This window comes from Bacillus aerius (assembly GCF_029894105.1).
Taxonomy (GTDB): Bacteria; Bacillota; Bacilli; order Bacillales; family Bacillaceae; genus Bacillus; species Bacillus altitudinis.
Genome location: NZ_JARYHO010000001.1, coordinates 236,425 through 263,207, shown reverse-complemented (window position 1 = coordinate 263,207; position 26,783 = coordinate 236,425). Strand labels below are relative to the sequence as shown.

24 protein-coding genes are annotated in these 26,783 nt (G+C 43.7%); 3 read left to right on the top strand and 21 right to left on the bottom strand.

Annotation, left to right across the window (positions count from 1 at the left end):
- Positions 1 to 88: 88 nt before the first annotated feature.
- From M2353_RS01420 to M2353_RS01380, 9 genes are all read right to left on the bottom strand, one after another.
- The gene (locus tag M2353_RS01420) at positions 89 to 1,399 is read right to left on the bottom strand and encodes an MFS transporter (RefSeq protein ID WP_008342087.1); all 1,311 of its coding nucleotides are present in this window, start codon (positions 1,397 to 1,399) and stop codon (positions 89 to 91) included.
- Between the two features lie 45 nt (positions 1,400 to 1,444).
- The gene (locus tag M2353_RS01415; RefSeq protein WP_017366576.1) at positions 1,445 to 2,647 is read right to left on the bottom strand and encodes a CaiB/BaiF CoA transferase family protein; all 1,203 of its coding nucleotides are present in this window, start codon (positions 2,645 to 2,647) and stop codon (positions 1,445 to 1,447) included.
- An 87-nt stretch (positions 2,648 to 2,734) separates the two neighbouring features.
- Positions 2,735 to 3,115: a cupin domain-containing protein gene (locus M2353_RS01410; protein ID WP_284724792.1), complete on the bottom strand. Its 381-nt coding sequence runs from the start codon at positions 3,113 to 3,115 to the stop codon at positions 2,735 to 2,737.
- Between the two features lie 23 nt (positions 3,116 to 3,138).
- Positions 3,139 to 4,899, bottom strand: a complete 1,761-nt coding sequence (locus M2353_RS01405) for a thiamine pyrophosphate-binding protein (protein ID WP_047945860.1) — start codon at positions 4,897 to 4,899, stop codon at positions 3,139 to 3,141.
- A 38-nt stretch (positions 4,900 to 4,937) separates the two neighbouring features.
- Positions 4,938 to 5,711, bottom strand: a complete 774-nt coding sequence (gene aroD / locus M2353_RS01400) for a type I 3-dehydroquinate dehydratase (protein WP_284724791.1) — start codon at positions 5,709 to 5,711, stop codon at positions 4,938 to 4,940.
- A gap of 9 nt (positions 5,712 to 5,720) precedes the next feature.
- The gene (locus tag M2353_RS01395; RefSeq protein ID WP_284724790.1) at positions 5,721 to 7,154 is read right to left on the bottom strand and encodes an aldehyde dehydrogenase family protein; all 1,434 of its coding nucleotides are present in this window, start codon (positions 7,152 to 7,154) and stop codon (positions 5,721 to 5,723) included.
- Complete coding sequence (locus M2353_RS01390; protein ID WP_082626996.1) at positions 7,151 to 8,008, bottom strand: citryl-CoA lyase; 858 nt, start codon at positions 8,006 to 8,008, stop codon at positions 7,151 to 7,153. Before M2353_RS01390 ends, M2353_RS01395 begins: the two co-directional genes overlap by 4 nt.
- 324 nt (positions 8,009 to 8,332) lie before the next feature.
- On the bottom strand, positions 8,333 to 9,154 hold the full coding sequence (nadE, locus tag M2353_RS01385; RefSeq protein WP_284724789.1) for an ammonia-dependent NAD(+) synthetase: 822 nt from the start codon (positions 9,152 to 9,154) through the stop codon (positions 8,333 to 8,335).
- Positions 9,155 to 9,349: 195 nt separating this feature from the next.
- Complete coding sequence (locus tag M2353_RS01380; protein WP_024718981.1) at positions 9,350 to 9,946, bottom strand: DUF1989 domain-containing protein; 597 nt, start codon at positions 9,944 to 9,946, stop codon at positions 9,350 to 9,352.
- Between the two features lie 82 nt (positions 9,947 to 10,028).
- Between M2353_RS01380 and M2353_RS01375 the strand changes: the two genes are divergently transcribed.
- Positions 10,029 to 11,378 (top strand): amino acid permease, encoded by a 1,350-nt coding sequence (locus M2353_RS01375; RefSeq protein WP_282746523.1) that lies wholly within the window; start codon positions 10,029 to 10,031, stop codon positions 11,376 to 11,378.
- Here M2353_RS01375 and M2353_RS01370 read toward each other — a convergent pair.
- The 7 genes from M2353_RS01370 to M2353_RS01335 form a co-directional block, all read right to left on the bottom strand.
- On the bottom strand, positions 11,373 to 12,131 hold the full coding sequence (locus tag M2353_RS01370) for a YqcI/YcgG family protein (protein ID WP_284724788.1): 759 nt from the start codon (positions 12,129 to 12,131) through the stop codon (positions 11,373 to 11,375). The two genes, M2353_RS01375 and M2353_RS01370, sit on opposite strands and share 6 nt — an antisense overlap.
- 505 nt (positions 12,132 to 12,636) lie before the next feature.
- Positions 12,637 to 13,020 carry a UPF0715 family protein gene (locus M2353_RS01360; RefSeq protein ID WP_041508211.1) on the bottom strand — a complete coding sequence of 128 codons (384 nt, stop codon included), beginning with the start codon at positions 13,018 to 13,020 and terminating at the stop codon, positions 12,637 to 12,639.
- A 119-nt stretch (positions 13,021 to 13,139) separates the two neighbouring features.
- The gene (locus tag M2353_RS01355; RefSeq protein WP_284724787.1) at positions 13,140 to 13,769 is read right to left on the bottom strand and encodes a LysE family translocator; all 630 of its coding nucleotides are present in this window, start codon (positions 13,767 to 13,769) and stop codon (positions 13,140 to 13,142) included.
- Positions 13,770 to 13,894: 125 nt separating this feature from the next.
- Positions 13,895 to 15,082 carry an MFS transporter gene (locus M2353_RS01350; protein ID WP_284724786.1) on the bottom strand — a complete coding sequence of 396 codons (1,188 nt, stop codon included), beginning with the start codon at positions 15,080 to 15,082 and terminating at the stop codon, positions 13,895 to 13,897.
- Between the two features lie 57 nt (positions 15,083 to 15,139).
- Positions 15,140 to 16,186, bottom strand: a complete 1,047-nt coding sequence (locus M2353_RS01345; RefSeq protein WP_007498302.1) for a Gfo/Idh/MocA family protein — start codon at positions 16,184 to 16,186, stop codon at positions 15,140 to 15,142.
- Positions 16,183 to 17,049: an HAD-IIB family hydrolase gene (locus M2353_RS01340; protein ID WP_284724785.1), complete on the bottom strand. Its 867-nt coding sequence runs from the start codon at positions 17,047 to 17,049 to the stop codon at positions 16,183 to 16,185. The genes M2353_RS01345 and M2353_RS01340 overlap by 4 nt, the downstream gene beginning before the upstream one ends.
- Complete coding sequence (locus tag M2353_RS01335) at positions 17,024 to 18,349, bottom strand: DegT/DnrJ/EryC1/StrS family aminotransferase (RefSeq protein ID WP_284724784.1); 1,326 nt, start codon at positions 18,347 to 18,349, stop codon at positions 17,024 to 17,026. Before M2353_RS01335 ends, M2353_RS01340 begins: the two co-directional genes overlap by 26 nt.
- Positions 18,350 to 18,458: 109 nt before the next feature.
- Here M2353_RS01335 and M2353_RS01330 point away from each other — a divergent pair, with 109 nt between their 5' ends.
- Positions 18,459 to 19,448, top strand: a complete 990-nt coding sequence (locus tag M2353_RS01330) for a LacI family DNA-binding transcriptional regulator (RefSeq protein WP_057078594.1) — start codon at positions 18,459 to 18,461, stop codon at positions 19,446 to 19,448.
- Between the two features lie 51 nt (positions 19,449 to 19,499).
- Here M2353_RS01330 and M2353_RS01325 read toward each other — a convergent pair whose 3' ends face one another.
- From M2353_RS01325 to M2353_RS01315, 3 genes are all read right to left on the bottom strand, one after another.
- A complete protein-coding gene (locus M2353_RS01325; protein ID WP_284724783.1) occupies positions 19,500 to 21,122 on the bottom strand; it encodes an L-lactate permease in 1,623 nt (540 codons plus the stop codon).
- A gap of 43 nt (positions 21,123 to 21,165) precedes the next feature.
- A complete protein-coding gene (locus M2353_RS01320; RefSeq protein WP_007498309.1) occupies positions 21,166 to 22,113 on the bottom strand; it encodes an L-lactate dehydrogenase in 948 nt (315 codons plus the stop codon).
- A gap of 217 nt (positions 22,114 to 22,330) precedes the next feature.
- A complete protein-coding gene (locus M2353_RS01315) occupies positions 22,331 to 23,761 on the bottom strand; it encodes a YfcC family protein (RefSeq protein ID WP_007498311.1) in 1,431 nt (476 codons plus the stop codon).
- A 153-nt stretch (positions 23,762 to 23,914) separates the two neighbouring features.
- On the opposite strand from M2353_RS01315, the gene M2353_RS01310 reads away from it, so the two are divergent.
- On the top strand, positions 23,915 to 25,042 hold the full coding sequence (locus M2353_RS01310) for a M20 peptidase aminoacylase family protein (protein WP_135010187.1): 1,128 nt from the start codon (positions 23,915 to 23,917) through the stop codon (positions 25,040 to 25,042).
- 48 nt (positions 25,043 to 25,090) lie between these two features.
- Here the strand turns inward: M2353_RS01310 and M2353_RS01305 are convergent, their stop codons facing one another.
- Both M2353_RS01305 and M2353_RS01300 read right to left on the bottom strand, forming a co-directional pair.
- A complete protein-coding gene (locus tag M2353_RS01305) occupies positions 25,091 to 25,813 on the bottom strand; it encodes an SDR family NAD(P)-dependent oxidoreductase (RefSeq protein ID WP_193804037.1) in 723 nt (240 codons plus the stop codon).
- Between the two features lie 85 nt (positions 25,814 to 25,898).
- Complete coding sequence (locus M2353_RS01300) at positions 25,899 to 26,774, bottom strand: alpha/beta fold hydrolase (RefSeq protein WP_024718997.1); 876 nt, start codon at positions 26,772 to 26,774, stop codon at positions 25,899 to 25,901.
- Positions 26,775 to 26,783: the final 9 nt, after the last annotated feature.

Genomic DNA, 26,783 nt, shown 5'->3' with positions numbered 1-26,783 from the left:
GTAGTGGAAAATTTAAGGGAAAAAATAAAGCTGTCGAGATTTTCTCGACAGCCTGAGAACCCAATGAGTTCTCTTTTTCTGCTCTCTATTATTTTAATTGAATCCGTTCAATCTTACCCACAATAAAGATATACGACAACGCTCCGCCTAATGCCACTAGGCTGACGAATAAAATACCGCCGTTGTAAGAGCCTGTCGCCGATACAATGAATCCGATAATCAGCGGGGTGATGATGCCGGATAAGTTAGCAAAAAAGTTGAATACGCCGCCAGCCAGCCCTACCATTTCTCTTGGTGCCACCTCAGACAGCATGGTCCAGGAGATATTAGACAGCCCTTGTGCAAAGGACGCAATGGATAAAATAGTCAGCACAAGCGGGATATTCGTTGTAAAATTCGCTAAAACAATGGTACTTGTCAGAAGCAGACCGACCACAACCGGTAGCTTTCTCGCTACATTGACCGATACACCCTTTTTAAGCAACCAGTCAGACACATAGCCTCCAAACAGCACTCCAAAGAATGCAGCGATGTATGGCAGGGATGCCGCAAAACCCACTTTGAGAAAGGCCATATTTTTCGCCTCTGCTAAATAGGTCGGAAACCATGTTAAAAAGAAAAAGAGGGTAGACGCAACAGAAAATTGACCAATATAGAGTCCAATCAATTTACGATATTTTAAAAGTGCGGCAAAGTCTGCCCATTTCAGTTTCTCCTGTGATGCCACAGTCAGTCCTTCGCCTTGACGGATCAATTCTAATTCATCTTCATTGATCTTCGGATGCTCTTTCGGCTCGTGATAATACTTGTACCAAAAGAAAGCAAATATAATACCGAGCGCACCAGCAGTGATAAAGACGGTTCTCCAATCGAAAGTTGTCATGATCCAAAAAAGAAGAGGTGTCGCAAATGCAAGCCCCACGTACTCTCCAGCGGTATAAACCCCTGTTGCAAATGCGCGTTCCCGCCTTGGAAACCATGTGGTCACAATGCGATTATTCGCAGGAAATGCGGGAGATTCTGTAATTCCGATAAACAAACGGCAGCCAAATAAGAAGGCAAAGCTGTTCGCAAACGCCTGTAAACCGGTGAAAATAGACCAAGTAATGAGTGATATTCCATACGTTACCTTTGATCCAAACTTATCAAGAATAAAGCCGCCAGGGATCTGCATGGCTGTATAGGTCCAGCTAAATGCTGAAAAGATGAGGCCTAATAAGGCAGGGTTCAATTGCAATGAAGACTGAATCGCAGGTGCAACAATGGATACACTGGCTCGATCAATATAGTTAATAGCGGTAATAAAAAACAACAGAATCAAGATGCCGAAACGAGCTTTTGTTGGTTTCGCATAAGCAGGTCGCAAGTCGTTCCCCTTCAGTTCTGAATGCACTTTCATAACCATCCTCCTTTGTTTCCGCAGCGTGCGGATCGGTTGAGTGTCTTAAATGACCCCTTTTTCTTCTAACTGTTTACACTCTTCTTCTGTGAAGCCAAGCATTTTCGTTAAAATGTCATAATTATGTTCACCTAAATCAGGCGCAATATGGCGAATACGACCGGGGGTTTTTTCAAACTTCGGAATGATTCCAGGCACCTTCACTTTTCCAAGACGCGGATGATGCACCTCGACAATATTTTCTCGTGCTTTAAATTGCGGATGCTCAAAGATATCCCGAATGCTTAGAATCGGACTCACAGGCACACCATGTGTATCTAGAATGTCTAAGACGTCATCTCTTGTTTTGGACGCAATCCACTGCGAGACGATCGCATCCATTTCATCGTTATGCTTCAGCCTGGCTGCATTCACAGAGAATTTCTCGTTCTCTAGTAAATCTAAGCGATTCATCGCCTCTGCCAATCGATTAAAGGTCGAATCTGTACTCGTCACAAGAACCAAATAATGCCCATCCTTTGTCTCATAGGTGCCGGCAGGGCTTGAATGACCGCTTAACCCTGGTGAACGCTCACGCACCTTCCCTAGCTTGTCATATTCAGCAACCAAAAATTCTAACATGCGGAACACAGATTCATAGAGAGCCAAATCCACCATTTGCCCTGTTCCTTCTGGATGTGTGTCACGGTAATACATCGCTGTCACAGTGGCAAACGCCACATAGATTCCTGCGATATAATCCGTAAGGGAAAAGGACGGGCTGACTGGATGCCGATCTGGAAACCCTTGAATATATGTAAAGCCGCTAAATGCCGTCGCAGGTGTACCAAATCCCGCCTTGTCCTTAAATGGACCGGTTTGCCCATAACCCGAAACACGAATCATAATTAAACGAGGGTTGATTTCTTTTAATACATCGTACCCAACGTCCCATTTTTCAAGTGTGCCCGGACGAAAATTTTCAATGATCACATCAACCTGCGCTGCAAGCTTTTTAAAAATGTCTTTTGCTTCTTCTTTGTGTAAATCGAGTGTAAGAGATTTCTTATTCCTTGAAAGCCCTGACCATCTCAAAGGTTCACCATCTGCAAAAGGGCCAACATGCCGCAGTGTATCCCCTTTTCCAGGAATCTCGACTTTAATGACCTCTGCACCGAAATCTCCTAGAAGCACCGCGCCGTATGGTGCAGCAATCATCGTAGAAACATCTAATATTTTGATTCCTTCAAGTGGTGTATTCTTATTCATTGCTTGACTCCCTTTCGTTCAATTGATAAAGGGCTAAAATGCTTTCTATTTTAGCCCCTTTTCTTCTTTCTCTCGTGCAAGGTTTCTTTAGTCCTTCGGAAGCTGCCCTTGCGGTGTATAGAGCCAAATCAGCCATAAAGGTTCGTCCCCTGTGTTCACATGCTGATGCGGGACACCGTCTGGAATAAACATAAAGTCATTTTGTTTAAATGATTGTCTTTCTCCATCGCAAATGACTTCGCCAGACCCTTTAATCACATAATCAAATTCCTCTGAACCCGGGTGATTGTGTACTGAGCTTGCTTCTCCCGGCTCAAAAATAGTGAGACCTGCCATCATATGCTCTGATCCAACGGTATCTGGTGTGATCGTTTGAAACACCTTCCGAATCATGTTGTCTTCTGGATGATCTAAACCTAACCATAATGGATGACCGTCTTGAAATGGATTTAATACTTTAATTTTCATTGTTGATTCCTCCCTAGTCATGTTTAGTTCACACTGACATGTGAACGTTTTGTATTTGGTGAATAAATATCATTAATGTTCCAATGTCCATCAGTAGGCACAGGATCATTTTTCATCGCTACATCAATGACACATGGTTCCTGAGAAGCGATCGCTTCAGCCAAAGCTTCTTTGAATTCAGAAGCCGCCGTAATTTTGATCCCCTTCATCCCATAACCTCTTGCAATGGCTGCAAAATCAGGCGAATAGCTTTCTCCATCTTTTCTAAAAACAGTACCGTAAGTCGTTTCATAGTGTGCCATTTGCAAGCCGGCGATCGTCCCAAACGCACTGTTGTTCATCACAATCCACACGACAGGAATGTTTTCTTCCATAGCTGTTGCGAGAACAGATGGATTTTGACCGAATCCGCCGTCCCCGACAAGTGATACAACGACACGGTCAGGCTGGGCAATCTTTGCTCCAAGTGCAGCAGGAGCGCCAAATCCCATCGTCGCAAAACCACCTGGGGTTAAAATAGTGCCTGGGGTGAATACAGGAAATTGCTGTCCGACCCCATTTTTATTCCAGCCAACATCGGTTGTAATGAAGGCATCAGGCGGCAATACTTCCCGCACTTCCTGCAAAATACGTTGTGGTTTCATTGGGAAAGACTCGTCTTGAATATTCGTCAAATTGCTCTTCTGAAATTCCTCACGATATACCGCAATGTCCTTTTTCAATTGAGGGCGATCCAGACCTTCTGGCAGCCTTTCTTTCGCCACACGATTGAGTACGGTCAGTGCCTGTTTGAGATCTGCTACCGCTCCAATTTCCACAGGATAATTTCGGCCAATTTCATTCGGATCAATGTCAATATGAATGAGCTTGGTTGATTGGAAATTGAACGTATACTCCGATTCCCACGAACTCGCATCTGCTTCAGCAAAACGGGTGCCTAAAGCCAATATATAGTCCGCTGCTTTACACTGATCATTGATAAATTTCGTCCCCCAAAACCCTGTCATCCCAAGGGTCATTGGATGATCATCTGGCATCGCCCCTTTCCCCATCAAAGAATGGGCAACAGGGATACTCAAATGGTCAGAAAATGCCTTTAACTCTTCTGCTGCATCGGCTAGTAAAATGCCTCCCCCTACATATAAGAGCGGTTTGTCTGCCTGCAGCAATCGATCTAATATCCGATTCGCTGTTTGATCATCAATAGATGGTTTTTCAACGGTGTGTGTATGATGAGCGATTTGTTCAAATAACGACACATCTAAGTCTTTTGAGAACACATCCATCGGAACTGAAATCAGGACTGGCCCAGGGCGGCCGCTTTCAGCTAACTGAAACGCTTTTGATAGAATTTCTGGAAATAATTCTGGAATGTCGACTCGCCATGCTCTTTTCACAAACGGGCGATAAATTTCGTATTGAGAAGCATCGGAATGAAGATTGATTTCTTGGTGTGGGTGCTTTCCGTAGTAATGACTTGGAACATCTCCTGCAATAACAACCATTGGAATGGAATCGAGTGCAGCATTCGCTACGCCTGTTGCCGCATTGGTGAGTCCAGGACCTAAGTGACTGAGCACAACAGCCGTCTGTTTTTTCGCTCGTGCATAACCGTCTGCTGCATGCGCAGCTATCTGTTCATGTCTGACATTCACAAATTGAATACGGCTTTTTTCTAGCGCTGATAAAAAAGCAATATTCGTATGACCGCACAGACCGAAGATATGCTCAACTCCTCGATTTTCTAAATACTGAATGACCTGTGTAGATATATTCTTCTTCATGTTTCTCTCCTCTCACGGTGCAGCTATGAATCTGCTACTCACTGATTCTTTGAAAACACAATCGATAGAACGGTATTCAAATCCTGTATCGCAACTTGTCCAGGTGCTGAGCTTTCTTTCCCTACAGCAAAGGTCATGATAGACCCAAAGAGTCCACCTACCATTCTTGTGAAGGCGCCATATTCCCCCATCGCCATCGAAATAACGGGGATGGACAGATGCTTGTTCGCCTTGCCCGTCGCAGAGAGCAGTGTCAGTGCATCCTCATAGGAATGCGGCATGACGGCGATCTTTGCGATATCGGCGCCAACCGATTCTGCATTGGTGAATAGCTCCACAAGCCGATCTGCCTCCGGGGTACGATGGAAATCGTGGTACGACACAATCAAGATGACCCCGTTTCTCTTAGCCGCCTGACTGACTTGCTGGATATGCGAGACATCATGCATTAATTCAAAATCAACGGCAGCCACAAGCTGAGTGGCACAAAGCTCAACAAGCAGGGAAACCTTTTCACCCTCTGAGAGTGAGATGCGTTCGCCGCCCTCTTTTTCAGAACGAATGGTGAATAAAAATGGGATGTTATCTGCCTTTTCGATTATCCCTTTTAGGGTGTCGATGACTTGTTCCTTGTCATTGAGGTGATTGAAAAAATCCGCTCGCCACTCTATCACATCAGGCTTCTTCTCAGCTAACACCTCAACTTCAAGAAACAATTCTTCCTTTGTTTGTCCAATGAGCGGCGTACAAATCATCGGCTGACCGCCTGTCTGCGCACTCTTTACCTTTTGCTGAAAGACATTCACATCCATCTGCCCCCTTTATAGCCCATTTGGCAGCACAACCATTTTGGTTTCGGTCATCTCCTCGATGGCGAAACGTGGGCCTTCCCTTCCAATACCGCTTCGTTTAATCCCGCCATATGGCCAGTGATCTAGTCTGAAATTCGATGTCCCATTGATGACTACGCCGCCAGTTTCAAGCTCTTTTGCTGCGTGTAACGCAACATCCAGCTGATTCGTAAAGACACCTGCCTGCAGACCATATCGACTATCGTTTGCTTCTTGAATGGCCTCATTCAGCTCCTCATAAGGGAGAATGCTGACAACTGGGCCGAACACTTCTTCACAGACGACCTTGGCTTGTTTTGGCGGGTTTAGCAAAATAGCCGGTGTGATGCTTGCGCCATTTCGTTGTCCTCCAGATAGAAGCTCGGCACCCATTTTCTCTGCCTCTTGTATCCATGCTTCCACACGTTTTGCTGCCTGTTCATCAACCATACAGCCGATATCACTTTCACTAGACAGCGGATCTCCAACGACAAGCTGCTCTACTTTTTGTTTAAGTGTCTCAGTAAATGTCGACAAAATTTGCTTGTGAACATAAATTCTTTGAACAGAAATACAGCTTTGACCAGAGTTGCTAAAGCCCGTTTTGGCACAAAGAGATGCGGCTTGCTCGATATCTGCATCATGATGAACCATCGTCGCTCCATTTCCTCCGAGTTCCAGTAGTACCTTTTTTAATCCAGCAGAGTTTGAAATATGTTCTCCGCCCACCGCACCGCCAGTAAAAGAAACAAGATTGGTTCTTTCATCAGTGACTAACTGTCTGCCGGCGTCTACTCCTCCAATCACAAGCTGCAGGCTCTTTTCAGGAAACCCTGCTTCAAGCAGGAGCTTAACAAACGCTGTGGCAACAGCTGATGTTTGCGGTGCTGGTTTTAAAATAATGGCATTCCCTGCCGCAAAAGCTGGACCGATTTTGTGACAAATTAAGTTGAGAGGCGCATTAAAAGGCGTAATCGCCAGCACAACCCCAACCGGTACTTTAAATGTCATCGCCATTGCTCTCTGTCCACGGGAAGATACATTGCCAGGAATGGTCTCACCGATTAGTCGATTGGCTTCTTCGGCTGACTGCGCCAGCGTTTCAATTGATCGTGAGACTTCATCTCTTGTATTTTTAAGCGGTTTGCCTAATTCTAAAGAAATGAGTTTTGCAAAATGCTCTTTTTGTTCTTCCAATAAGGCAGCTGCCTTTGTTAGAAGCGTTGAGCGTTCTAATGCTGATATTGCCGCTAATTGCTTTTTAGCTTGCTGCGCAATAGAAAGCGCCTGTTCTATATCTTCTGAGGATGCAAGATAGGATGTACCGATCATTTCCCCAGAGTATGGATTGATAATGTCTTCTTTGACATGGTTTGCATCCAGCCATTCGCCGTTTATATATGACAACGCTTTCAATTCACTCAAATTCTCTCACCCTCCTTCAAGTGACGCGTCCCGACCCCCGCATAACGAACAAGTCTTTCTTCATTCGGGCAAGGACCTTTCACTAGGGCACCTTTTGTCAGCTCTTCATATGCATGCGCCACGATGCCCATTCCTCTGGATAAGGAAAAGATGCCTTTTGCCGCTTCAGCTGGAATGTTTAATTCACATTGGATCGCAGCAGATACACCATCTATGTTCATCGTGATTTTTTTCCCTTTTAATTGTTCAAGTTCATGTCTAATCGCCTCAGCTAACCGTAAGTACGTTCCGCTGATATCACCTTGCTGCACATATGTTTGACTCAGCTCATACAGCCGTCTCACTCTCGGATCATCATCATGCAGCTGATGACCGATTCCCGGAATTTTTTCCTTGCGAGCTAACCATGTCTGACATACTTGCTTTGCAGCAGACTTCATATCTTTTTGTACATCATAAACCGCTTTGGCTTCGTACAACATACGCATCGCCTTTTCTCCGGCTCCGCCATGAATATCACCTAATAGATTCACTCCTGTTGCAACAGAAGAATTAAACGAAATGCCGCACGTAACCGCCATTCTTGCCGCTGCAATAGACGGTGCTCTTGGCCCATGATCCGCACCTGCGACAAGAACACTTTCAAAAAGAGCTGCCTTCGAATCATCTAGTAATTCACCAACAAGCAGTAGATAAAGCATCTGCGGATACGATAATTGACCAATAAGCTCTTCAATTGGATAGCCCCGAAGTTCAATTGAATTTTTTTGAATATGACTAATCTCAGTCTCCCACCAAGCGCCTCCTTCTTTGTATATTTCCAGTGCACTTCGATTTTTCATTGTGTGAATCATTCCTTTAGCCACTTATTTGGAGATGAACGACTCCTTTTATTCCGTCTAGTGGAATTCAATTTCACTTTTTGGAATGTGTTTTCATTGTAAGCGCATTCGTTTTTATCGTCAATCATTTTTTCTGAAAATACTGTCTTTTGATGAGAAATTAAGTGAATCGAACTAATTATTTCACCAATTATTCTTCTATTTACCCTTTATTTAGTCAAACAGACTTATGTAGATCGTTCTACTAATTAATGAACCATTTTCGATTCATTCTGTCAAATTCAGCTGAAATTTGATATAAAAAAACCTCTCCATCTTCTGGAGAGGTCACTTATTTTATTTCCACCAGTCATCGAACATGGAAGCGGGTACTTGGCGTTTATGCTCTGATTGAACATAGCGCTTTTCAATCGCTTCTGCTGCTTGATCTGAAACTGGTTTTCCTTCTAAGTAATCATCAATTTCATTGTACGTAATACCAAGTTCTGTTTCATCCGTTTGCTGAGGTTTATCATCAAGCAGATCGGCTGTTGGTTTCTTTAAGTATAGACGCTCTGGTGCTTGCAGCGCTTCTAGTAGCGTCCGTCCTTGGCGTTTCGTAAGACCTGTGAGCGGAAGAACATCTGCACCGCCATCACCATACTTCGTGAAGAACCCAGTCACAGCTTCAGCTGCATGATCCGTTCCAATGACAAGTAAGCCTTCCTGTCCACCGACGGCATACTGTGCGATCATTCTCATACGTGCTTTGACGTTCCCTTTATTAAAATCAGACAGCGCACCGCCTGTTTCCTTTTGATATTGTTCACTGAATGCCGTCACGACAGGTGCGATGTCATATTTCCAAGACTTGTCCGGCTGAATAAATGATAGAGCCAGCTGCGCATCGTCTTCATCTTGCTGCGTGCCATGCGGAAGGCGGACTGCAATAAAGACAGCATCCTCTTTTCCTTCTTGACGAAGCTCACTTACAGCGAGCTGAGCGAGACGGCCGGCAAGCGTTGAATCCTGTCCGCCGCTAATACCGAGAACGAATCCTTTTGCACCGGTCTTTTTCAAGTAAGCCTTTAGAAATCCAACCCGTTTTTCGATCTCCTGCTTTGGGTCAATTGAGGGCTGCACATGCAACTCTTGGCTGATTTTTTTCTGCAAACTCATACACTTTTCCTCCTAAGCATCCTCTACATGAAGAGAACAGGTTTTACTTCCATTTCAATTGATTTACCTACGATTTTAGCCACTTTATTATATCATGTTTTGAAAAAAGATATTTTTTAGACGTTCCCCTTTTTCATAAATGATCAAACATTCACAAACGAAATAGACCAAGCCTCTTTGACTGGTCTTTCCTTTTCAATCAATCTCCACCCGGATGGATGTACAGCTTGAGCCATTGCATTTTCCAATGTCGGCAGGACATGCAGACACCGCGACGATAAGGTCCATTTCTGCACGCAGACGAATGTAATCACCAGGGAGCGATTTTGGCAGCTCGACAGACAGCTTTCCTTTTTCATCAATGACTGTATTCATAAACGCATTAAAAGGATAATACATATCCTCCTTCGGAATACCGAATGGCTCAAAGGCTGTTCTGAGATTATCGTAGCATGTATGCATGACCTCTAGGTGCGTCCTGCCATATAAGAGCTGATACATTTCTTGCCGGCACGCAGGCATATATAAATCATGACATTCGACTGTATCTTCAATGACCGTAAACATTGGCTTATATAAATTAGAATAAAGCTGATCTCCCTTTTTCACCTTGGAAGAGAACAGGCTGTCCATTGTAGCGCCTTGATCAAATTTTTCATAAAAATCCTTTTCATGATAGGCCATCACATCTGCTACTTGCTGCCCTTCGACATCAACCACTCGCATACATTGTCCTTTTCCTAACCGAAAGCCAAATCCATCCTTTGGTAAAATCACGTATTCTCCGTTCATCACATGCACTCCTTTCCATGTTGACAGTATGCCCAAAACGTCCTCTTGATCATGTATAAAAAAAAGAGGCGGTCACAAGCTAATGCTATTGAATCGGAAAGGTGTTGCACATGCATTGAAAGAAGAACAATCTTTATCTTGGTGGCAGCTTTCTCTTATCGGAGTCGGCTGTACAATCGGCACTGGTTTCTTCCTTGGTTCCAGCATCGCTATTACAAAATCCGGTTATTCCGTCTGCATTTCATTTTTGCTTGCGGCAGTCGGCACATATCTCGTCTTTAAACACCTGGCTGCGATGACAGCCGAGAACCCAGATAAGGGATCATTTTGTTCCTATGCCCGAAAAGCCTATGGGCGCTGGGCGGGTTTTAGTAATGGCTGGGTGTATTGGTTTTCAGAAATGCTGATCACAGGGAGTCAGCTGACGGCGATTTCTCTTTTTACTCGTCACTGGTTTCCATCCATTCCACTATGGGTGTTTTCAGCGATTTATTCCGCTCTTGCCCTGCTTGTGATTATCATTGGGCTTTCTTCTTTTCAAAAGACGGAAAATGTCCTTGCCGTGCTGAAAACCGGGGCGATCCTATTGTTTGTCGTCCTTGCCGTTCTTGTTTTATGCGGCATTCTCACAGAGCATAGGCCCACCCTCCACCTGCCAAATAAAGACCATGAATGGATGCCGCTCGGCCCGCTCGGTCTATGGAATGGGCTGATTTATGCGTTTTATGCTTTCGGGGGAATTGAAGTCATGGGGCTGATGGCGGTTCATTTAAAAGACCCGAAAGACGCCGCAAAATCTGGACGTGTGATGCTGATCATTCTTGCTGTCATTTATATCGTCTCCATCGGACTTGCGCTTTTGCTTGTTCCAGTGACAGCCTTTAACGAGAATAGCAGTCCATTTATTACATCACTGGAACCATTTCATTTATCCATTTTCCTTCATATCTTTAATGGCATTTTCATTATTGCCGGGTTTTCTACATTGGTTGCCTCGCTCTATGCGGTCACGACGCTGCTTGGCACGATGTCGGAGCATCAGGATGCACCTGCTTGTTTTAAACAAAAAGAACCATCTCATGTTAGATGGTCTTCAATTCTTTTAACTGCTGCAGGGTTGATTGTCTCCATTTTGCTAGCACTCTTTTTGTCCAAACACATTTACGAGCATCTCACTACAGCAGCCGGTTTAACCCTTTTGTACACATGGGTGTTTATTCTGCTTTCGAGCAAAAAGCTGTCAAAGCCATCCACTCGCCAAACGTGCGAAATGATTCTTGCCCTGCTCTTAATTGGTGCAGCTGTTTCAGGCACTTTGACAGAGGCAAGCGGACGACCCGGCTTTTTTATAAGCCTTGGGATCATCGCCGTCATTGCCATCATGGTACTCTTTATGAGGAAGAAATGGAAACAGGATCAGGCCGCATCATAATTTCATCATGTTTTTTAAAGCAGTAAATGGACATTTGGCGGAGGCTGGTTTCTCCGCCTCATCATCTGAGAGAAAATATTGTTTCCATTCATGATTTGTTGGATCACCGTACCATTTTAATGATGGATGGACGTCAACTTGATCATATGCTTTGAGCCGCTTGCGAACGAGCTGGCTCATTTTTTGTCCAAACTTGGTCGATCCATTCAATTTTTCGAACACCCATCTAGGCTGAAATGCCATCATGGCATATGGAAAGTGGCGGCTCTTTCTGAGCTTATGAGCTGGTGTCGAACACAGAATAAAATAAGCCTCGCCATGAAAACAGTACTCCCATTCATGGTGATGAGGGTCCAGTGGAACCTCTTCAGGCCATGGCACTGCATCTTTTTGATGTAACCGTTGAAGCAATGACCAGAACTGCTGCTCAAATTCTTCAATTGAGCTTTCCTTTAAATCCTGCGGAGTTTCAAAAAAGCAGATAAATGAAGCGTATTGACCAGTTTGTTTAGCGCAGCCTTGATATTCTTTTAGCAGCTCTGCTAACTCATTCACTGCCCCGTCTCCCCGCAGATCACCGACAAATCCATAGCGTAAATGATCGAGAAAAAATCCTTGTCTGCCTGGTACACACGGAAATGTATCTGCCTCATCCCCTACCATCTCTCCAAACTGTGTGAAGGCATCCTGCTTCCATTCTTCGAGTGATCGTAGATTTTGATCAAGGCAACTTTTTGCATACAGCTGGGCCATTTTTTTCCACCTCGTTTTAGCGTCTTCTCCATAGCCTATGAGGAGGAAAAAGCTGTGGTGACTGTCCTTCAACGACTTTCACTGGACATTCACAAGGTGGTTGATTTGCCGGATGAAGCAGGAATTCACTTCCATTTATCTAATCATGTATGAGTATGCTTCTGCATATCATCATTTAGCCGCCTCTATCTAATAGAGTTGGTCATTATAAAAGAAATGGGTGAATGACATGCGTCTTCTTTTTCTCCATCCGATGTATCTGATCTTATTTACACTACCAGTGATGGCTTTCCTTTGGGGATTTGTTGGTTATCTGCTATTTAAACGGATATGGCCTGTCCTCATATTAACGTCCGTGATTTCGATGATTTTCATCTTCGCTTATACTGGATTTGACCTTAGCAATCTATATTGGGTCCTTCTGATGACGGCTCTTGCTTTTGTATCAAGCGGACTCTCGAAGGTCATACACGTTCATGTTCAAGAGAAAAAACGGGAAAAGCCTTTATGATTGTTTCTTCTTTAAAAAGACGGAATCAAGCAGCCAATAAATAAAGGCCGCGCAAAAGCTAAATAGATAAACTTTGTAGCTAATAAAGACGACAACACCATAATCAATCCATAATGCGAGCGCCGTACAAACCACCCACGCCCCGATAAAATAAACCAATAAATCACGGCGTCGAAACTTCTCAGGATGACGGTGTAAAACCATTTGGATAGGTGCAGCAAATAGGACATAAGCGATCAAAATGAAAAGACTGGTGACCTCCACATAACTGAATCTCGTATCAGGTGGGGCAAACAACATGGTATAAACAAATGTCGCTGTGATCACAGACAAAATCAGCATACACACATAGTTGAATGCTGGCAGGAACATACGCATGGCAAAAACTCCTTCAATTTTATGTATCTTCCATCATTATTGAAGAGTGTCCTATTTCTGTCAAATATGAAAAAGGGCTAAAATGATTTAGATTTTAGCCCTTTTTCTTATCAACCATTCTATCCAATGAGCGCCATGATTCCTTGATATCCAAAATAGGCACCGAAGCCAAGTAAAGAGAGACCTGCCAGAACGGATAAGCCGTGCAAAATTCGTTCATTTAAATACCGTCTAAACGTACTGGCGAGCAGCGCCATACAGAAATCCCATAAGAGCATGCCGATAAAAATAGCCACGCTGTACATCAGCATTTGAGATGCTCCATACTTTTCGATCGTATTGGCCAAAATACTGCCATAGATCCCAAGCCAAAATAAAATACTAAGCGGGTTGGAAAGAGAAATAAAAAATCCCGTCATGAACGAATGCCCGATCGACGTGTTTCCTCCGTCCTTCTTTGGACTTTCCTGCAAGTTGATTTTACGAAGGCTTTCAATACCGGTATAGGTCAGAACGAAAAAGCCGAACAGCCACAAAAAGGTTTTCACAAGAGGTGCAGTCAAAAGCTGGGCGACACCAAAATAGATGAGGAGCATATAGACAATATCCGCAGCCATAGCCCCCACACCAAAAATCCAAGCGTGCCAAAATCCACTTTTAATCCCTCTGTCGATTTGGGCTGCATTGACTGGCCCAACAGGCGCTGAAAGTGACAACCCTAAAAAGATATAACCAAAAAACACCGCCACATAGACGTCCTCCTTTTGATGCTGACTTGTACATGTTATTCACGCTTTCGTTGTTTTAGTACAAGTCCTTCGTCACCTTTTCTGAAGATAAGCTATACAAAAGGAGGAGCCACCAGATCAGCTGCTTATCGATCGGCTTTCATCGCCGGCGGCTGTGTGGGTATGGTTTCTTTTTTCCGAGATCGATTCATTTGAATGGCAGCCGCAAAAAGGAGAACAGCTAAAAAGGCGAAAACAAAGACGGCGCTTGCCGCACCTGCCCACTCAAGGCTAAACCCAATCAAAAAGGACAAACAAGCTCCACCTAAACTAGCGGCGGCAATAAAATAACTCGTGGCCTCGTCGATGGCATTTTCAATCATTAATGCAGAAGCCGTCAAGGCAATGGGGAACATGCCAGCTGCGCACAGACCGATGAAAAAGATAAGAATTAGCTGCGCGGCGATGTGGGTGGCTAGAGCAAATACGGCGAGTAGCACAATCATCAGCGCTGCGCTTAACTTTAAAAAACGAAGCGGATGCAGCTGATCGGCTTTTCTCGCAATGACAGTTCTGCCAATGACGATCGCTGTCCAAAAAGTAGAGACCGCAAAAAGACCCCAGTTGTCTCCCCCTTTTTCTAGCATGATCGACGGTAAAAAGTTCGCAAAGTTCGTTTCAATTCCTGCGTAGAAAAACGCAAAACAGATCATCAGCACCACAATCATTCGATTCCCTCGATCAAACAGCAAGGATGATTTCTTCATGTCTTGAGAAGGAGCCGCCATCTGCCCACGAGGGAGCTTATTCATAAAAGTAAGCCACAGCATAAGGAAAAAAGTCAGTGCACCGACTTGAAATAAAAACACATAATGCCACGTTTCCTCTGTCACAGTCAGCAGAATCAATAGAGGAAATAATAATGCACCTAATCCAAAAAAGACTTCCATGATGCTGATTCGCTTTGCACTGTTTGCCATTGAAATGACATACGCCCCGGCCGTTGTCTCAAGACTGCCAGCACCGCTCCCAAGGAAAAAACCTGCCACCACAAGAATCGTCCAACCTGGCACCAAAAGGCCAAGAAGAAGCGCTCCGATCATCAGCAGCAACCCCATTGTCAGGACAGCCCCATAACCTTTTTTCCTCACAAGAATGGGCGACAAAAGAACGCCTGTCAAAAAGCCAATAAACTGAAAGAAGATTAAAGAAGATAATTCCCCAGGACCCTTATCATAACTAGACAGCAAATAAGGCGTTAAACTGCCAAAAAACACATGAATGGTCCCAATAAAAAAATAAAAGATACAGCCAAAATAAAACACCTTTTTCATCTTTTCACTTCCTCTAAAAAGGAGCGGAGTCATGATATCCTCCGCTCCACCTCTTCATTAATATGCGCGGGCAGAGACGACAGCCTCTTCCCTCTCGAAGCACGTATTCAGCGCAGCCTGCGCGCGATAACCATCTTCAAAATCAGCTACCTTCATATGAGATGGATATGAGTTTGTATTTACCCAATGCATCAGCTGATCACGGAATGTATCAGACCATCCATAAAATTCATTTGGTGGATCTGTCAGCAATGTTTGCGGCATTTGATGACGCTCTACACACAAGCCATCACTGATCTCATATTCGTTTTTCATGTTTGTATGGTATTTAAAAACCTTGTCATGCCCCACCACTTCTACACTAAATCCACATTCCTCCGGCTGCGTACTTTTGGACGTCACCAAATGAAAGAACACTTGATTCTCCATTTGCCCAAAAATTTCGGTATGGTCATCGACCTGTACCTTTTTCTCTTCCTTTTCCTTTACATGAGTCAGCATCTTCGTATTAAGGGATTCTTTTTTCATTTCACTGCCAAATAAGTACCACAGCATATCAATCAAATGAATCCCTAAATCTCCTAATGCACCGCTTGTACGCAGACTTTCGCCGCTGTCTCTCCACGAAAATGTCTTTCTTCTAAGGGCACTATTTTTCTTAAAATGTGTCCGTACTGTCAAAACGCGTCCTAATTCACCATTGGCGATCAAGTTCTTCAAAATATTCACAAAGGATAAATAGCGATAGTTAAAGCCCATACTGGCTTGAACCTGGAACTGTTTGGCTGTCTCCACCATTTCCTTCGCTTCTTTTAACGATACAGCCATCGGTTTTTCACATAAAATCGGCTGTCCTGCTCTAAGCGCCTGAAGGGCATGGTCCTTGTGACAGAAGTTAGGGGAAGCAATGATCAATCCATCTGATGCATCCGCTAGTGTTTCGATACTGGCATACACCCGTCCGCCGTACTGTTTAATAAATCCTTGTGCGACGGATTCGTGCAAGTCATAGACCCCAGATAATTCTGCACCTTTGATCGTTGATAATGCTCTAGCATGTGCTTTTGCAATATTCCCTGCTCCAACAATTCCAATTTTCTTCATGAATGTGCCTCCTCATGTTTATACATCACTGTTTTCAATGTTTCAAAGATTCCTTTTGCATACCCATGATGACAAATTTGATGATGGTGCCGTTTGGCTTCAGCTGTTGCATTTTGAACAAGAAAGCCGTGCGTGACGGATTGAAGCATCCGCAGATCATTCCCACTATCACCAAAAGCAAAACCCTTATCTTTTGACAGGTTATATTGATTCAGCATAAACCGAACGATTTCATCCTTCCCTGTTCCCACTGGTAAAAAATCAACGTCATAGCAATCCGCAGGGTCACCCGCAAGTGGGTTGCATTTGTTGATGTTCACCGCCACACCCCGCTCCTTCGCAAGTGTTTGGATGAACGATAGATGATGGAAATCTGTTCGTTCATCCTGCTCCTGATAATAGAAATTCTTTTTATACCCAGAGCTGCCTAGCTGCGTTTGCGGCCTAAGGGTGATCCCCTTTTCACGTACGGCTTGCAGAATATCTTCAATTTTTTCGTCTGAAAAGCCCTGTGCATCAAGCCGTTTCATCCATTCTGCATCCGGCTGTCCAAATTTCCCATCTGATGTATACACGATTTCAGTTCCTAAATTCGACGCAATGAAATGCGGGAATTGATAGAAACCGCCTTTCTCCATTTTGCTCGTAACAGAATCGAGGCTGCTTCCCGTCACCCAGCCTAGCATGAGCTGTCCGGCTTCGCTCTTTTCTGCCACAAAAGCTTCCAGCCGTTTTACATCCTCTCTCTGCTCCTCGGTCATTCCGTGAGAATAATAGGTCTCATCGAAATCACAGAAGACGATCCACTGCGGATGTTGCGGTTGATGCACAAGCTTTTTATTGAATGGAAGATTTGATAACATGATGGACCCCCTCGATGACTTTCTCCTGATCTTGCAGCGGCATACCTGGGTAAAGCGGCAAATGGAGTAATTGCTGTACGGCTTTTTCCGTATGTGGAAGTGCCGTTTGTTTATACTTTTGAGAAACAAGATTCGTTTGATGCTGATGCGATAAAATCGGGTAATAGACATCTGTTTCTATGCCCATTTCCAGTAATTTCTCTGCCAGCTCATCTCGGCTTCCCTTCACCACTCTGATCGGGAATAGATGCCATACATGATCCTCTGTCAGCTTCGGAAGCTTTATATAGCCCTCGTCCTCCAGCGTTTGCAGCTGATCTATGTATCTCTTTGCCAAGTAAAAGCGTTTAAAGTTTTGTAAACCTAAATATTTCATTCGTTCTAGCCCGATTGCGGCCTGTAAGTTATCAATCTTAGAATTAAAGCCATAGTCACTGCGCTTCACGTTTTTCTTTCCTGGTTCAAAACCGTGATAGCTGATTTCCATGCATTTTTCTGCTAGGGCTTCATCATTTGTTGCGATGGCTCCTGCCTTCCCGCAAACTCCAAGGTTTTTGTAAGGATTAAAGCTGAGAACAAGTCCATCTCCAAATGCCCCAAGCCCGCTGCTGCCAATCGCCTGACAGCCATCCTCAATGATCGATAGACCATGCCGTTTCGCAATCGTCGAAATGGCCTTCATATCCGCTTGCTTTCCATACAAATGAACCGGGAGAATACATACTGTCTTATCTGTGATATGCTTTTCTATTTCATTCGGCGCTAGGCAGTAGGTGTCTGGATCAATATCGGCATAGACTGGAACCGCACCAATCGCAAGCACTGCATTTTCTGTTGCAGCAAAGCTGTTGGCAGGTAGGATGACCTCATCTCCAGGATGGACGCCTGCTGATATTAAACTGATCATCAAGGCATCTGTTCCACTTGATGTGGCAATCACATATTTTTTCCCTAAGTACGCTGCGAGCGTCTTTTCAAACTTTGGAATATAAGGGCCTGATGTAAAACGGCCTGAACTTAATACTTCTTTCAGCACCTGCATAATATCATCGATCTCATCCTCTGAAATCAGTTTATCGACCGGCAGGAACGGTATCTTTTTTTCCTTATTTTGTTTATAATGGAAGAGAATTTTTTCCAAACCTGTACGCGCAATATCTTGCTCAAGGAACGCAGCAAGCTTATCATTCGCTAGATTCTTTTCAACTGAATCAGCCTTTACTTGAACACCTTGATTGATCATATCCAGCAACGGTAGATAATCCTTGCTTTTACCTGATATCTTCGTCAATATTTGCATTCCATTCCCTCCAATTAATCAATTCCATTTGTTAATATTTAACTTGTTTCACATTGTAAATGATGTTATCGATTTCAGAACAATAACTTTGTGTAAAGGATTTGTTAATATGTGTACAATTTATGAAATTGCCAAACGCTGCGGGGTTTCAACGACCACTGTTTCTCGGGTGCTGAACAACCATCCATATGTATCCGAAGAAAAGCGCCAGCACATTTTACAGGTGATGAAGGAAATGGAGTATACACCAAGCTCAGCAGCCCGCACCCTTCGGTCACATCAGACCAAAACCATTGCTGTGTCTGTTCCAGCTGTGGACCATCCTTTTTTTGCACAATTGATTAAAGGCATTTCAAAGGAAGCACTGGATCAAGGGTATAAAGCCATCGTGCTCCAGACGTTTTATCAAGAATCAGTAGAACTTGAAGGGCTTCAATTATTAAAAAGAAAAGAAGTAGATGGTGTCATATTGGGGGCGTTAGAAAATAAGTGGGCAACAATCGAGCCATTTTTAGCAAACGGCCCGATCGTCATGGCAAATGAATTTCATCAAACAGCAGACATTCCGATTATCGGATATGATGAGCGGGAAGCTGCTTATAAAGCGGTTGACTACTTGATTCAATCAGGGCGTACATCCATTGGATTTTGCTTTGATACAGAAAGCAGTGAAGCGCAAAAACAAAGAAAGCAAGGCTATCTTGATGCGCTTTCTGATCACGGTTTGCCGCTTAAAGAAGATTGGCTGTTCGGCGAGGCTTTTACCATTGAAGACGGCTTTCGTTTAATGGACTTAATCCACCGGATGCCGGATGCGCCGGATGCGATTTTCACCGGCAATGATCAAGTGGCAGCAGGCCTCATTAAACAAGCCATTTCATATGGATATCACATTCCTAAGGATTTAGCGGTGATCGGTTATGACAATCAAGACATTTGCGAGGTGACAGCTCCAACGATCACGACCATCGACATCCCCATCGTCGAGCTTGGCCAGCAGTCTGTAAAACAAATGATTCAGCTGCTCCAAGATCAAAAACCATTACAACGTGAACATATTCAGCTACCTACTCGGCTTGTCACACGAGAATCCACATAAAAAAAGACTGAGAAATCTCTCAGTCTTCCATTTTTCAATCAATCGATCAACCTATACAAATTGAGCAAGAATAAATGTCCATACACATACGATGCCGAGCAAAATGAAGCTGTACTTCACTGTTTTTTGGAAGAGCTCAGATTCTTTACCTGTTTCTCCAACAGCTGCTGTTGCAATGGCAATGGATTGTGGAGAAATTAATTTCGCCATCACACCACCGGTCGTATTTGCCCCGATTAACAAACCTGCCTGAGAGCCGATTTGAGAAGCGGTGACTGCTTGAAGGTTACCGAATAAGGCATTGTTACTCACAACAGATCCCGTAATAAACACGCCGATCCAGCCAAGCACTGGGCTGACAAGCGGGAATAAATCGCCTGTTTTAGCAAGCGCTAGTCCGATAGCAGAACTTAGACCTGCAAAATTCGCCAAATTGGCAAAGCCCATAACAAAACAAATTGTAAGAACAGGGACCCAAAGCTCTTTGACCGCTGCATTTAAGCAGGTAGCCCCTTCTTTTAATGTAATATGTCTGCTGAACAATCCTGTCAGCATCACTGCAATTAGAATGGCGGTACCTGTTGCACTAATAACATCAATTTTAAAGATCGCATCAATCGGTGTTTCTGTTTGGGCAATAGGTGGTAATTTCACAATTTGCTGATGCAGAAACGGCATTTTCACTAAAATGGTTGTCCAGTTAAGCGGTCCTCCTTCAGCAAATAATGCTTTAAAAGCTGGTAGGCTCCATACAGTAATGACGGCAGTTAAAATATAAAACGGAGACCATGCTTTCAGCACCTCAACCCCGCTATACGTTTGTTTCTTCTCAATGGCTGGTGCCCCTTCTTCACGATAAATATGTTTCGGCTGCCATTTTCGAAGAAATAAAGCCAAAATTCCCATACTCGCTAAAGCTGAAATAATATTGGCAAGCTCAGGGCCCATCGTGACCATTGTAACAGCCTGCAGAATCGCATAGCTTCCACTTACAACAAGCAAGGCTGGAAGGGTTTCTTTGATCCCTTTAAAGCCGTCTACAATGAGAATAAGCAGAAACGGAATACAGAAAGAAATAAACGGAATGGTGTACACAAGGGTTTGAGACAGCTCAAGCGGCGTCATATTTCCCATTTGCGCCCCTGTAATAACCGGAATACCTACTGCACCAAAAGCGCCAGACGCAGCATTTGCAATCAAGCAGAGCATGGCGGCTTTCAGTGGTTTAAACCCAAGCTCTGTTAAAAGAGCGGCACTAATCGCAATCGGTACACCGAATCCAGCGGCTCCCTCTAAAAATGCGTTAAAACTAAAACCAATTAATAAGAGCTGTAACCGTTGATCTTGAGAGATTCCTGCAATACTAGAGCGAATGACATCGAACTTTCCAGATTTCACAGCAATTTTATAGAGCCATACGGCCATGATGACGATATATCCAATCGGCCACAGCCCATTAGATACACCGAGCACCACAGCAGATAATGCTTTTTCAATTGGCATATGAAAGAAGAAAACAGCTGTTACAAAACTGACGATCAAGGTAAAACAAGCGGCTAATACCCCTTTTAACTTAAATACAGTTAATGCTAGTAGGAAAAACAAGATTGGAAGCATGGCCACCAATGCACTGACGAACTCATTACCAAACGGATCATATATTTGCTGCCACATAGTGATTCATCCTTTTCTGCTCAGATAGGTTGCCTTTGATTGATTAAAAATGAGGAGCTAAAATTTCTTTTAACACATTCACACTGTGTGCGAATTTTTCTTTTTCTGTGTCATTTAGTGCGAGCTCCATCACTTCTGTTGCACCATTTCGGTTCACGAGGGCAGGTACACCAATGTAGACATCTTCTGCTCCGTATTCTCCATCTAAATAAGTGCTGACAGTCAAAATGCTGTTTTCATTGTGTAAAATAGCTCTAGTAATACGGGCTAAACTCATCGCTACGCCGTAATAAGTCGCGCCTTTTTTCTCAATGATTTGGTAAGCGGCATGACGGACATTTTCCATGATATCGTCTAAATCTTCTTGTTTGTATTGGTCATTTCTCTTCATTAATTCTGTGATCGGTACACTTCCGATATTCGCATGGCTCCAAACAGCAAGCTCTGTATCCCCATGCTCTCCAATGATGTACGCATGCACATTGTGCGCCGCTGCTTCAAAGTACTCACTAAGCATGTATCTGAATCTTGCCGTATCAAGCGTTGTTCCACTACCAATCACTCGTTCTTTTGGCAGTCCGCTGAATTTCCAAGTCGCATATGTCAAAATATCAACTGGGTTCGTAGCAACTAAGAAAATACCATCGAATCCACTTTTCATCACATTGTCTACAATGCCTTTAAATATATTTAAATTTTTCTCAACAAGATCAAGTCTCGTTTCACCTGGCTTTTGGTTTGCACCAGCGCAGATACATACAATGTCAGCATCCTGACAATCCTCATAATCTCCATACCAAGTATTCACAGGATGCGGGGCGAATGCTTTCCCGTGGTTTAAATCCATGACATCACCCATTGCTTTGTCTTGATTCAAATCGATGACTACCAATTCATCTGTGATCGCTTGATTTATTAATGTAAAGGCATAACTGCTGCCGACAAAACCTGCTCCAATAAGTGCTACTTTGTTTACTTTTTCGTTTGTCATTTATCTCATCCTCCTGATTAAAACTAGGTTGTTTTTCTTATGTGAAGTATTTCACATTCTTATTGTGCAATACTTCACAAACTTTTGCAAGGGGATTGCTCAAAAAAATAATGTAGCCATTTTGTGAACACTCTTATTGTGGTTTTAAACCGCTGTCCCCATACATTTTCTCATAAGAAAAAAGCCGCCAAACACTCTTTGGCAGCTTCTCTCTTATTTAATAAGGTCCCCAATTGATCATGACACCGATACAAATAAAGACAAGGCCGATGACGAACCAAATGAGCGCAAGCGGTACCATAAAACGCAGCCATTTCACATAAGGAATCCCACTTGCAGCCAAGACAGCCATCAACACACCTGAAGTCGGATTCACGCAGTTGACCACCCCTTCACCGAGCATCACTGCTTCTACCGCTACTTGTCTTGTGATACCCATTAAATCAGCAAGCGGCGCAAGAATCGGTATAAAGACAACCGCTTCTCCTGATCCTGATGAAATCAAAAAGTGAAGGAGCGCACTGGCGATATACATGCCGATCGCACCAGCGATTGGACTAAACCCTGTCAGCATACTCGCAAGCCCATTCACCACAGTATCAAGCAGCTTGCCGTTTTCCAAAATGACTGAAATGCAGCGTGCCATGCCGACAATGAGTGCGCCGTATACAAGGCTTTGACAGCCGACAATAAACGTTTTTGCAATATCATTGGCAGCTAATCCCCCAAGCAGGCCAGCAGCAATTGCCATGAAAATGAACACACCAGCCATTTCCTTATCGGTCCAGCCAAGCTGAAGCGCACCATATAAGAACCCCCCAAGCGACAAACCGCACACCGCTAAAATCAGCTTATGTCTACCGGTGAATTCAGGCTTGTCCACAGATTCCGCATCAGCTCCTCCTAGCCCTTTAGCTGGAAACCACTCGTCACCAAGCAGGCTTCCCTTTTCTTTATTTTTCAAGCGTTTTGTATATAAATAGATGTACACAATACTAGATAGGAGAAAACAAAGATAAATGATGACACGCAGCCCAATACCAGAAAAAATCGGCAGTTCTGCAATCGTTTGTGATAAACCTAATGGAGATGGAGACAAAATAGTTGCGTTAAAACCTGCATAACAGCCGATGTAAATAACCGCCGCTCCAGCCACTGCATCCCACTTTAAAGAACGTGCCACAATGATCCCAATAGGAATAAAGCCAATGACCGAGTTCACCACAATTCCGGTCGTCCCAAGTACAGAAAACAATCCGCCAACAATACAAATAAACAATAGCTGTTTCGTTTGGAACCGGCTGATGACATTGTGAATCATCCCGTTAATGGCACCTGTCTTTTCCAAAATTGCAATGGTTCCGCCAGTAAAAAGAATCAGAAAAATAATAGAGGATGAACCAACCATCCCTTCTTGAATCGCTGTAAAAAAACCAACCGGACTAACTGGTGATTGATCAATACGGTGATAACTGCCAGGAACAGCTGTTGTGATCTCTCCTGACGTTTTCCGATCAAATTCACCGGCTGGTACAAAATACGTTGCGATCGTACAAATTAAAGCAATCATAAATAAGAGTACATACGCATCCGGCATCTGAAGTTTTCTTTTTTGTTTCTCAGGTGCTGATACTGTTGCTGTTTTCATCTGTCAAAACCCCTTTGTCCCGATCGGAATTTCACTTAATTTTCTGAATAATCAAATGATGTGTTATATTATAAACACTGATGATATTTAAGATCAATATTATTTCACTAAAAGAATGTTTTGGCAGATTATCTGTCAGCAAGGAGGCTTCTCATGACAACTTTGACAAACGAGATGAAACAAACCGTGACAGACATCTTTGAACATCTGCACGCCCATCCAGAAATCAGCTGGGAAGAGACAAATACGACAGCTTATATTGAAGCTCTATTAAAGAAATTAGGCTGTAAAACGAGAACATTTGAAGACTGTACAGGGGTAATCGGTGAAATTGGGGAAGGCGCACCAGTGGTTGCTGTGAGAGCCGATATTGACGCATTGTGGCAGGAAGTAGATGGCGTATTTCAAGCCAACCATTCATGCGGACACGATGCACATATGACGATGGCACTTGGGACATTCATGGCATTGAAAGAAAAAGAACTTCCAAGTGGCACGATCCGATTCATTTTTCAACCTGCCGAAGAAAGAGGAGGCGGCGCTTTAAAGATGATCGAAAAAGGTGTGTTAGCTGACGTCGATTATTTATACGGGGTGCATGTGCGCCCAATTCAAGAAACCTTAAACGGACGCTGCGCTCCTGCCATTTTGCACGGATCAAGTAATCATTACGTCGGAACCATTCTAGGGGAGGAAGCACACGGTGCACGCCCGCACCTTGGGGTCAACGTCATCGAAGTTGCATCTACGCTTGTGCAGAGACTGGCGCATATCCATGTCGATCCACGAGTCGCCCATTCTGTGAAAATGACCAATTTAAATGCAGGCGGCGGCAGCTCCAACATCATACCTGGCAAGGCCTCTTTTACACTCGACGTTCGGGCACAGACAAACGAAGTGATGGATGAATTAGAAAAGGAAATTGAAAGAGCATGCCATTCTGTAGCGGATGCTTTTGGCGCCTCTATCACACTTTCAACTGATCATCGTCTTCCAGCTGCGACATTAAATGAAGAAGCTGTGGAGATCATGTCACATGCTATAGAGCAAGTGCTAGGCAAAGAACAGCTCGATCCACCGATCGTGACGACAGGCGGAGAGGACTTTCATTTTTATGCAGCAAAGCTTCCTCATATTAAATCGACGATGCTCGGTTTAGGCTGTGATTTAAAACCTGGGCTTCATCACCCTTATATGACATTCGATCGCTCTGCGATTTTGACCGGCATTGAGATTTTGACGGAAGCTGTATACGAAACACTTCAGCAGCATTCATCGTAAAATAAAAAAACCACCCGTCTTTTCTTTAAGCGGGTGGTCTCCTTTATTTTACGCATTCACATCTGTCATTGCCGGTACATTGATTTCTTTCACACAGGACACCCTGGATAGATGAATGACACATCTCGCCAGCTCGACAATATCTTGTACAGGTATTCTCGTTTCATCATACAGAGCAATGGCTTTGTCGGCGCCATCTTCGTACGGAACTTCTGCCGCCAACTCTCCTGGATTGATACAGGTAACGGATATTTTATCTTTCCTTACGTGCTCTCTTAGTGCGTTCACAATACCACGAAGCCCAAATTTAGAAGCAACAAAAGAAACCTGAGACAAATTCGTATGGTCAAGTCCCGCAGTAGAACCAATGACGATGATCTTTCCATTCTCAGATGTCCTGACGTGCGGAAGCAGAGCTTGGATGTAGGTAATCGTTGAGGTAACGTTCACATTGATTAAATGAGCGATATCCTCCGGTTGATCAAGATCGAAAGAATAATCATCTTCAAAGCCGCGTTTCTCCCATAAACCGACGTTATAAATGAGTACATCAATTGTCTGATCCTTCAATGCTTCGAGCATAAAAGGGATATGAGTTTGGCTTGATAAATCGATCTTCAGCCAAATTCTACGCACTCCATCGTCTATGTTCAAACTGCTTGGTTCACTTCGTGACACAATCCATACTGTATCTCCACTTGAAGGAAGACCTTTTACAAAGGCATCCCCTAATCCTTGACTCGCACCAAATATGATATAGTTTTTACTCATGCTTCCTCCTTCATGGCTCACTTACAAGCTTCCATCCATATACCCATTCATCTGTAAGCGTTTTATACCTATATCATACAATGTCTTATACATGCCTGCCCCTTTTATGCTCATCTTCACTTTCTAAATGGCCTAGCTTCCTTATTTCCTTTAATTCCGCTGGTAACGCACGCTCTTCTATAAAGCTTTTGATCATGTCGACAAAAAGTTCTTTCTTTTCAAAAGTAAACGTATGTCCAATGTCAGGAACGATGAACCCGGCTGCATTCGGGTGTGCATTCGTGATTTTTTCTGCTGACCTAGTCATAATGCTCTTTTCCTTTTCTCCCACTGTCACAAGAATCCGTGCCTTCGCTTGTTGAAACGTCTCAGGGAGCTTGTAATGAAGATTTTCTTGAAACATCGTAAGCAACGTCTTCTTCTGCAATTGTTTGGAATCCGCTGCATAATGATCCAGTACATCGTTTGGAAGTCCCATCTTTTCTGCTTGCAGCTGGATGAACCAATCTTTCTTTAATAACGGATATGTAAGAGGTAAAATGGGCCTTACCATCAAATAGAGCCATGGTAATGGCAACACAAGGGCGCTATTGATAATGGCGATGTCTGCGATGTCTGGCTCTCTCGATAACACATCAACGGCTACCTGTGCACCTAGAGAGAAGCCAATTAGAATGACTGTACGACCATGTGCATGCTCCTTTATCCATGAAATGATTTCAAAAGCACTTTCTCGCATGGAAAACGACGTTTCATTTGCTCTTGTCCCGTGACCAATAAAATCAGGGGTATAGCATTCATACGTTTCCTTGAATATTTCCATATGCTCCTGCCACATCCAGCTGCTTACGCCTCCACCGTGCAGGAAAATCATCATTGGTTTTTCCACCATCGACAACTCATCCACCATCCTTATATATAAGAAAAAGCAGTCGCTTTTTGAGCAGACTGCTTTTTCCATATGCTCCCT

What these genes read in the sequence shown, in the direction of transcription:
- aroD (WP_284724791.1), bottom strand. Translation starts at nt 5,711, where the DNA reads ATGGATGTGAATGTCTTTCAGCAAAAGGTAAAGAGTGCGCAGACAGGC.
- M2353_RS01405 (WP_047945860.1), bottom strand. Translation starts at nt 4,899, where the DNA reads ATGAAGAAGAATATATCTACACAGGTCATTCAGTATTTAGAAAATCGA.
- M2353_RS01370 (WP_284724788.1), bottom strand. Translation starts at nt 12,131, where the DNA reads ATGGCCCAGCTGTATGCAAAAAGTTGCCTTGATCAAAATCTACGATCA.
- M2353_RS01350 (WP_284724786.1), bottom strand. Translation starts at nt 15,082, where the DNA reads ATGAAAAAGGTGTTTTATTTTGGCTGTATCTTTTATTTTTTTATTGGG.
- M2353_RS01415 (WP_017366576.1), bottom strand. Translation starts at nt 2,647, where the DNA reads ATGAATAAGAATACACCACTTGAAGGAATCAAAATATTAGATGTTTCT.
- M2353_RS01360 (WP_041508211.1), bottom strand. Translation starts at nt 13,020, where the DNA reads ATGCGTATGTTCCTGCCAGCATTCAACTATGTGTGTATGCTGATTTTG.
- M2353_RS01390 (WP_082626996.1), bottom strand. Translation starts at nt 8,008, where the DNA reads ATGATTCACACAATGAAAAATCGAAGTGCACTGGAAATATACAAAGAA.
- M2353_RS01300 (WP_024718997.1), bottom strand. Translation starts at nt 26,774, where the DNA reads ATGGAAAAAGCAGTCTGCTCAAAAAGCGACTGCTTTTTCTTATATATA.
- M2353_RS01380 (WP_024718981.1), bottom strand. Translation starts at nt 9,946, where the DNA reads ATGAACGGAGAATACGTGATTTTACCAAAGGATGGATTTGGCTTTCGG.
- M2353_RS01310 (WP_135010187.1), top strand. Translation starts at nt 23,915, where the DNA reads ATGACAACTTTGACAAACGAGATGAAACAAACCGTGACAGACATCTTT.
- M2353_RS01315 (WP_007498311.1), bottom strand. Translation starts at nt 23,761, where the DNA reads ATGAAAACAGCAACAGTATCAGCACCTGAGAAACAAAAAAGAAAACTT.
- M2353_RS01340 (WP_284724785.1), bottom strand. Translation starts at nt 17,049, where the DNA reads ATGTTATCAAATCTTCCATTCAATAAAAAGCTTGTGCATCAACCGCAA.
- M2353_RS01305 (WP_193804037.1), bottom strand. Translation starts at nt 25,813, where the DNA reads ATGAGTAAAAACTATATCATATTTGGTGCGAGTCAAGGATTAGGGGAT.
- M2353_RS01325 (WP_284724783.1), bottom strand. Translation starts at nt 21,122, where the DNA reads ATGTGGCAGCAAATATATGATCCGTTTGGTAATGAGTTCGTCAGTGCA.
- M2353_RS01410 (WP_284724792.1), bottom strand. Translation starts at nt 3,115, where the DNA reads ATGAAAATTAAAGTATTAAATCCATTTCAAGACGGTCATCCATTATGG.
- M2353_RS01375 (WP_282746523.1), top strand. Translation starts at nt 10,029, where the DNA reads ATGCTATTGAATCGGAAAGGTGTTGCACATGCATTGAAAGAAGAACAA.
- M2353_RS01345 (WP_007498302.1), bottom strand. Translation starts at nt 16,186, where the DNA reads ATGAAGAAAATTGGAATTGTTGGAGCAGGGAATATTGCAAAAGCACAT.
- M2353_RS01420 (WP_008342087.1), bottom strand. Translation starts at nt 1,399, where the DNA reads ATGAAAGTGCATTCAGAACTGAAGGGGAACGACTTGCGACCTGCTTAT.
- nadE (WP_284724789.1), bottom strand. Translation starts at nt 9,154, where the DNA reads ATGAGTTTGCAGAAAAAAATCAGCCAAGAGTTGCATGTGCAGCCCTCA.
- M2353_RS01330 (WP_057078594.1), top strand. Translation starts at nt 18,459, where the DNA reads ATGTGTACAATTTATGAAATTGCCAAACGCTGCGGGGTTTCAACGACC.
- M2353_RS01335 (WP_284724784.1), bottom strand. Translation starts at nt 18,349, where the DNA reads ATGCAAATATTGACGAAGATATCAGGTAAAAGCAAGGATTATCTACCG.
- M2353_RS01320 (WP_007498309.1), bottom strand. Translation starts at nt 22,113, where the DNA reads ATGACAAACGAAAAAGTAAACAAAGTAGCACTTATTGGAGCAGGTTTT.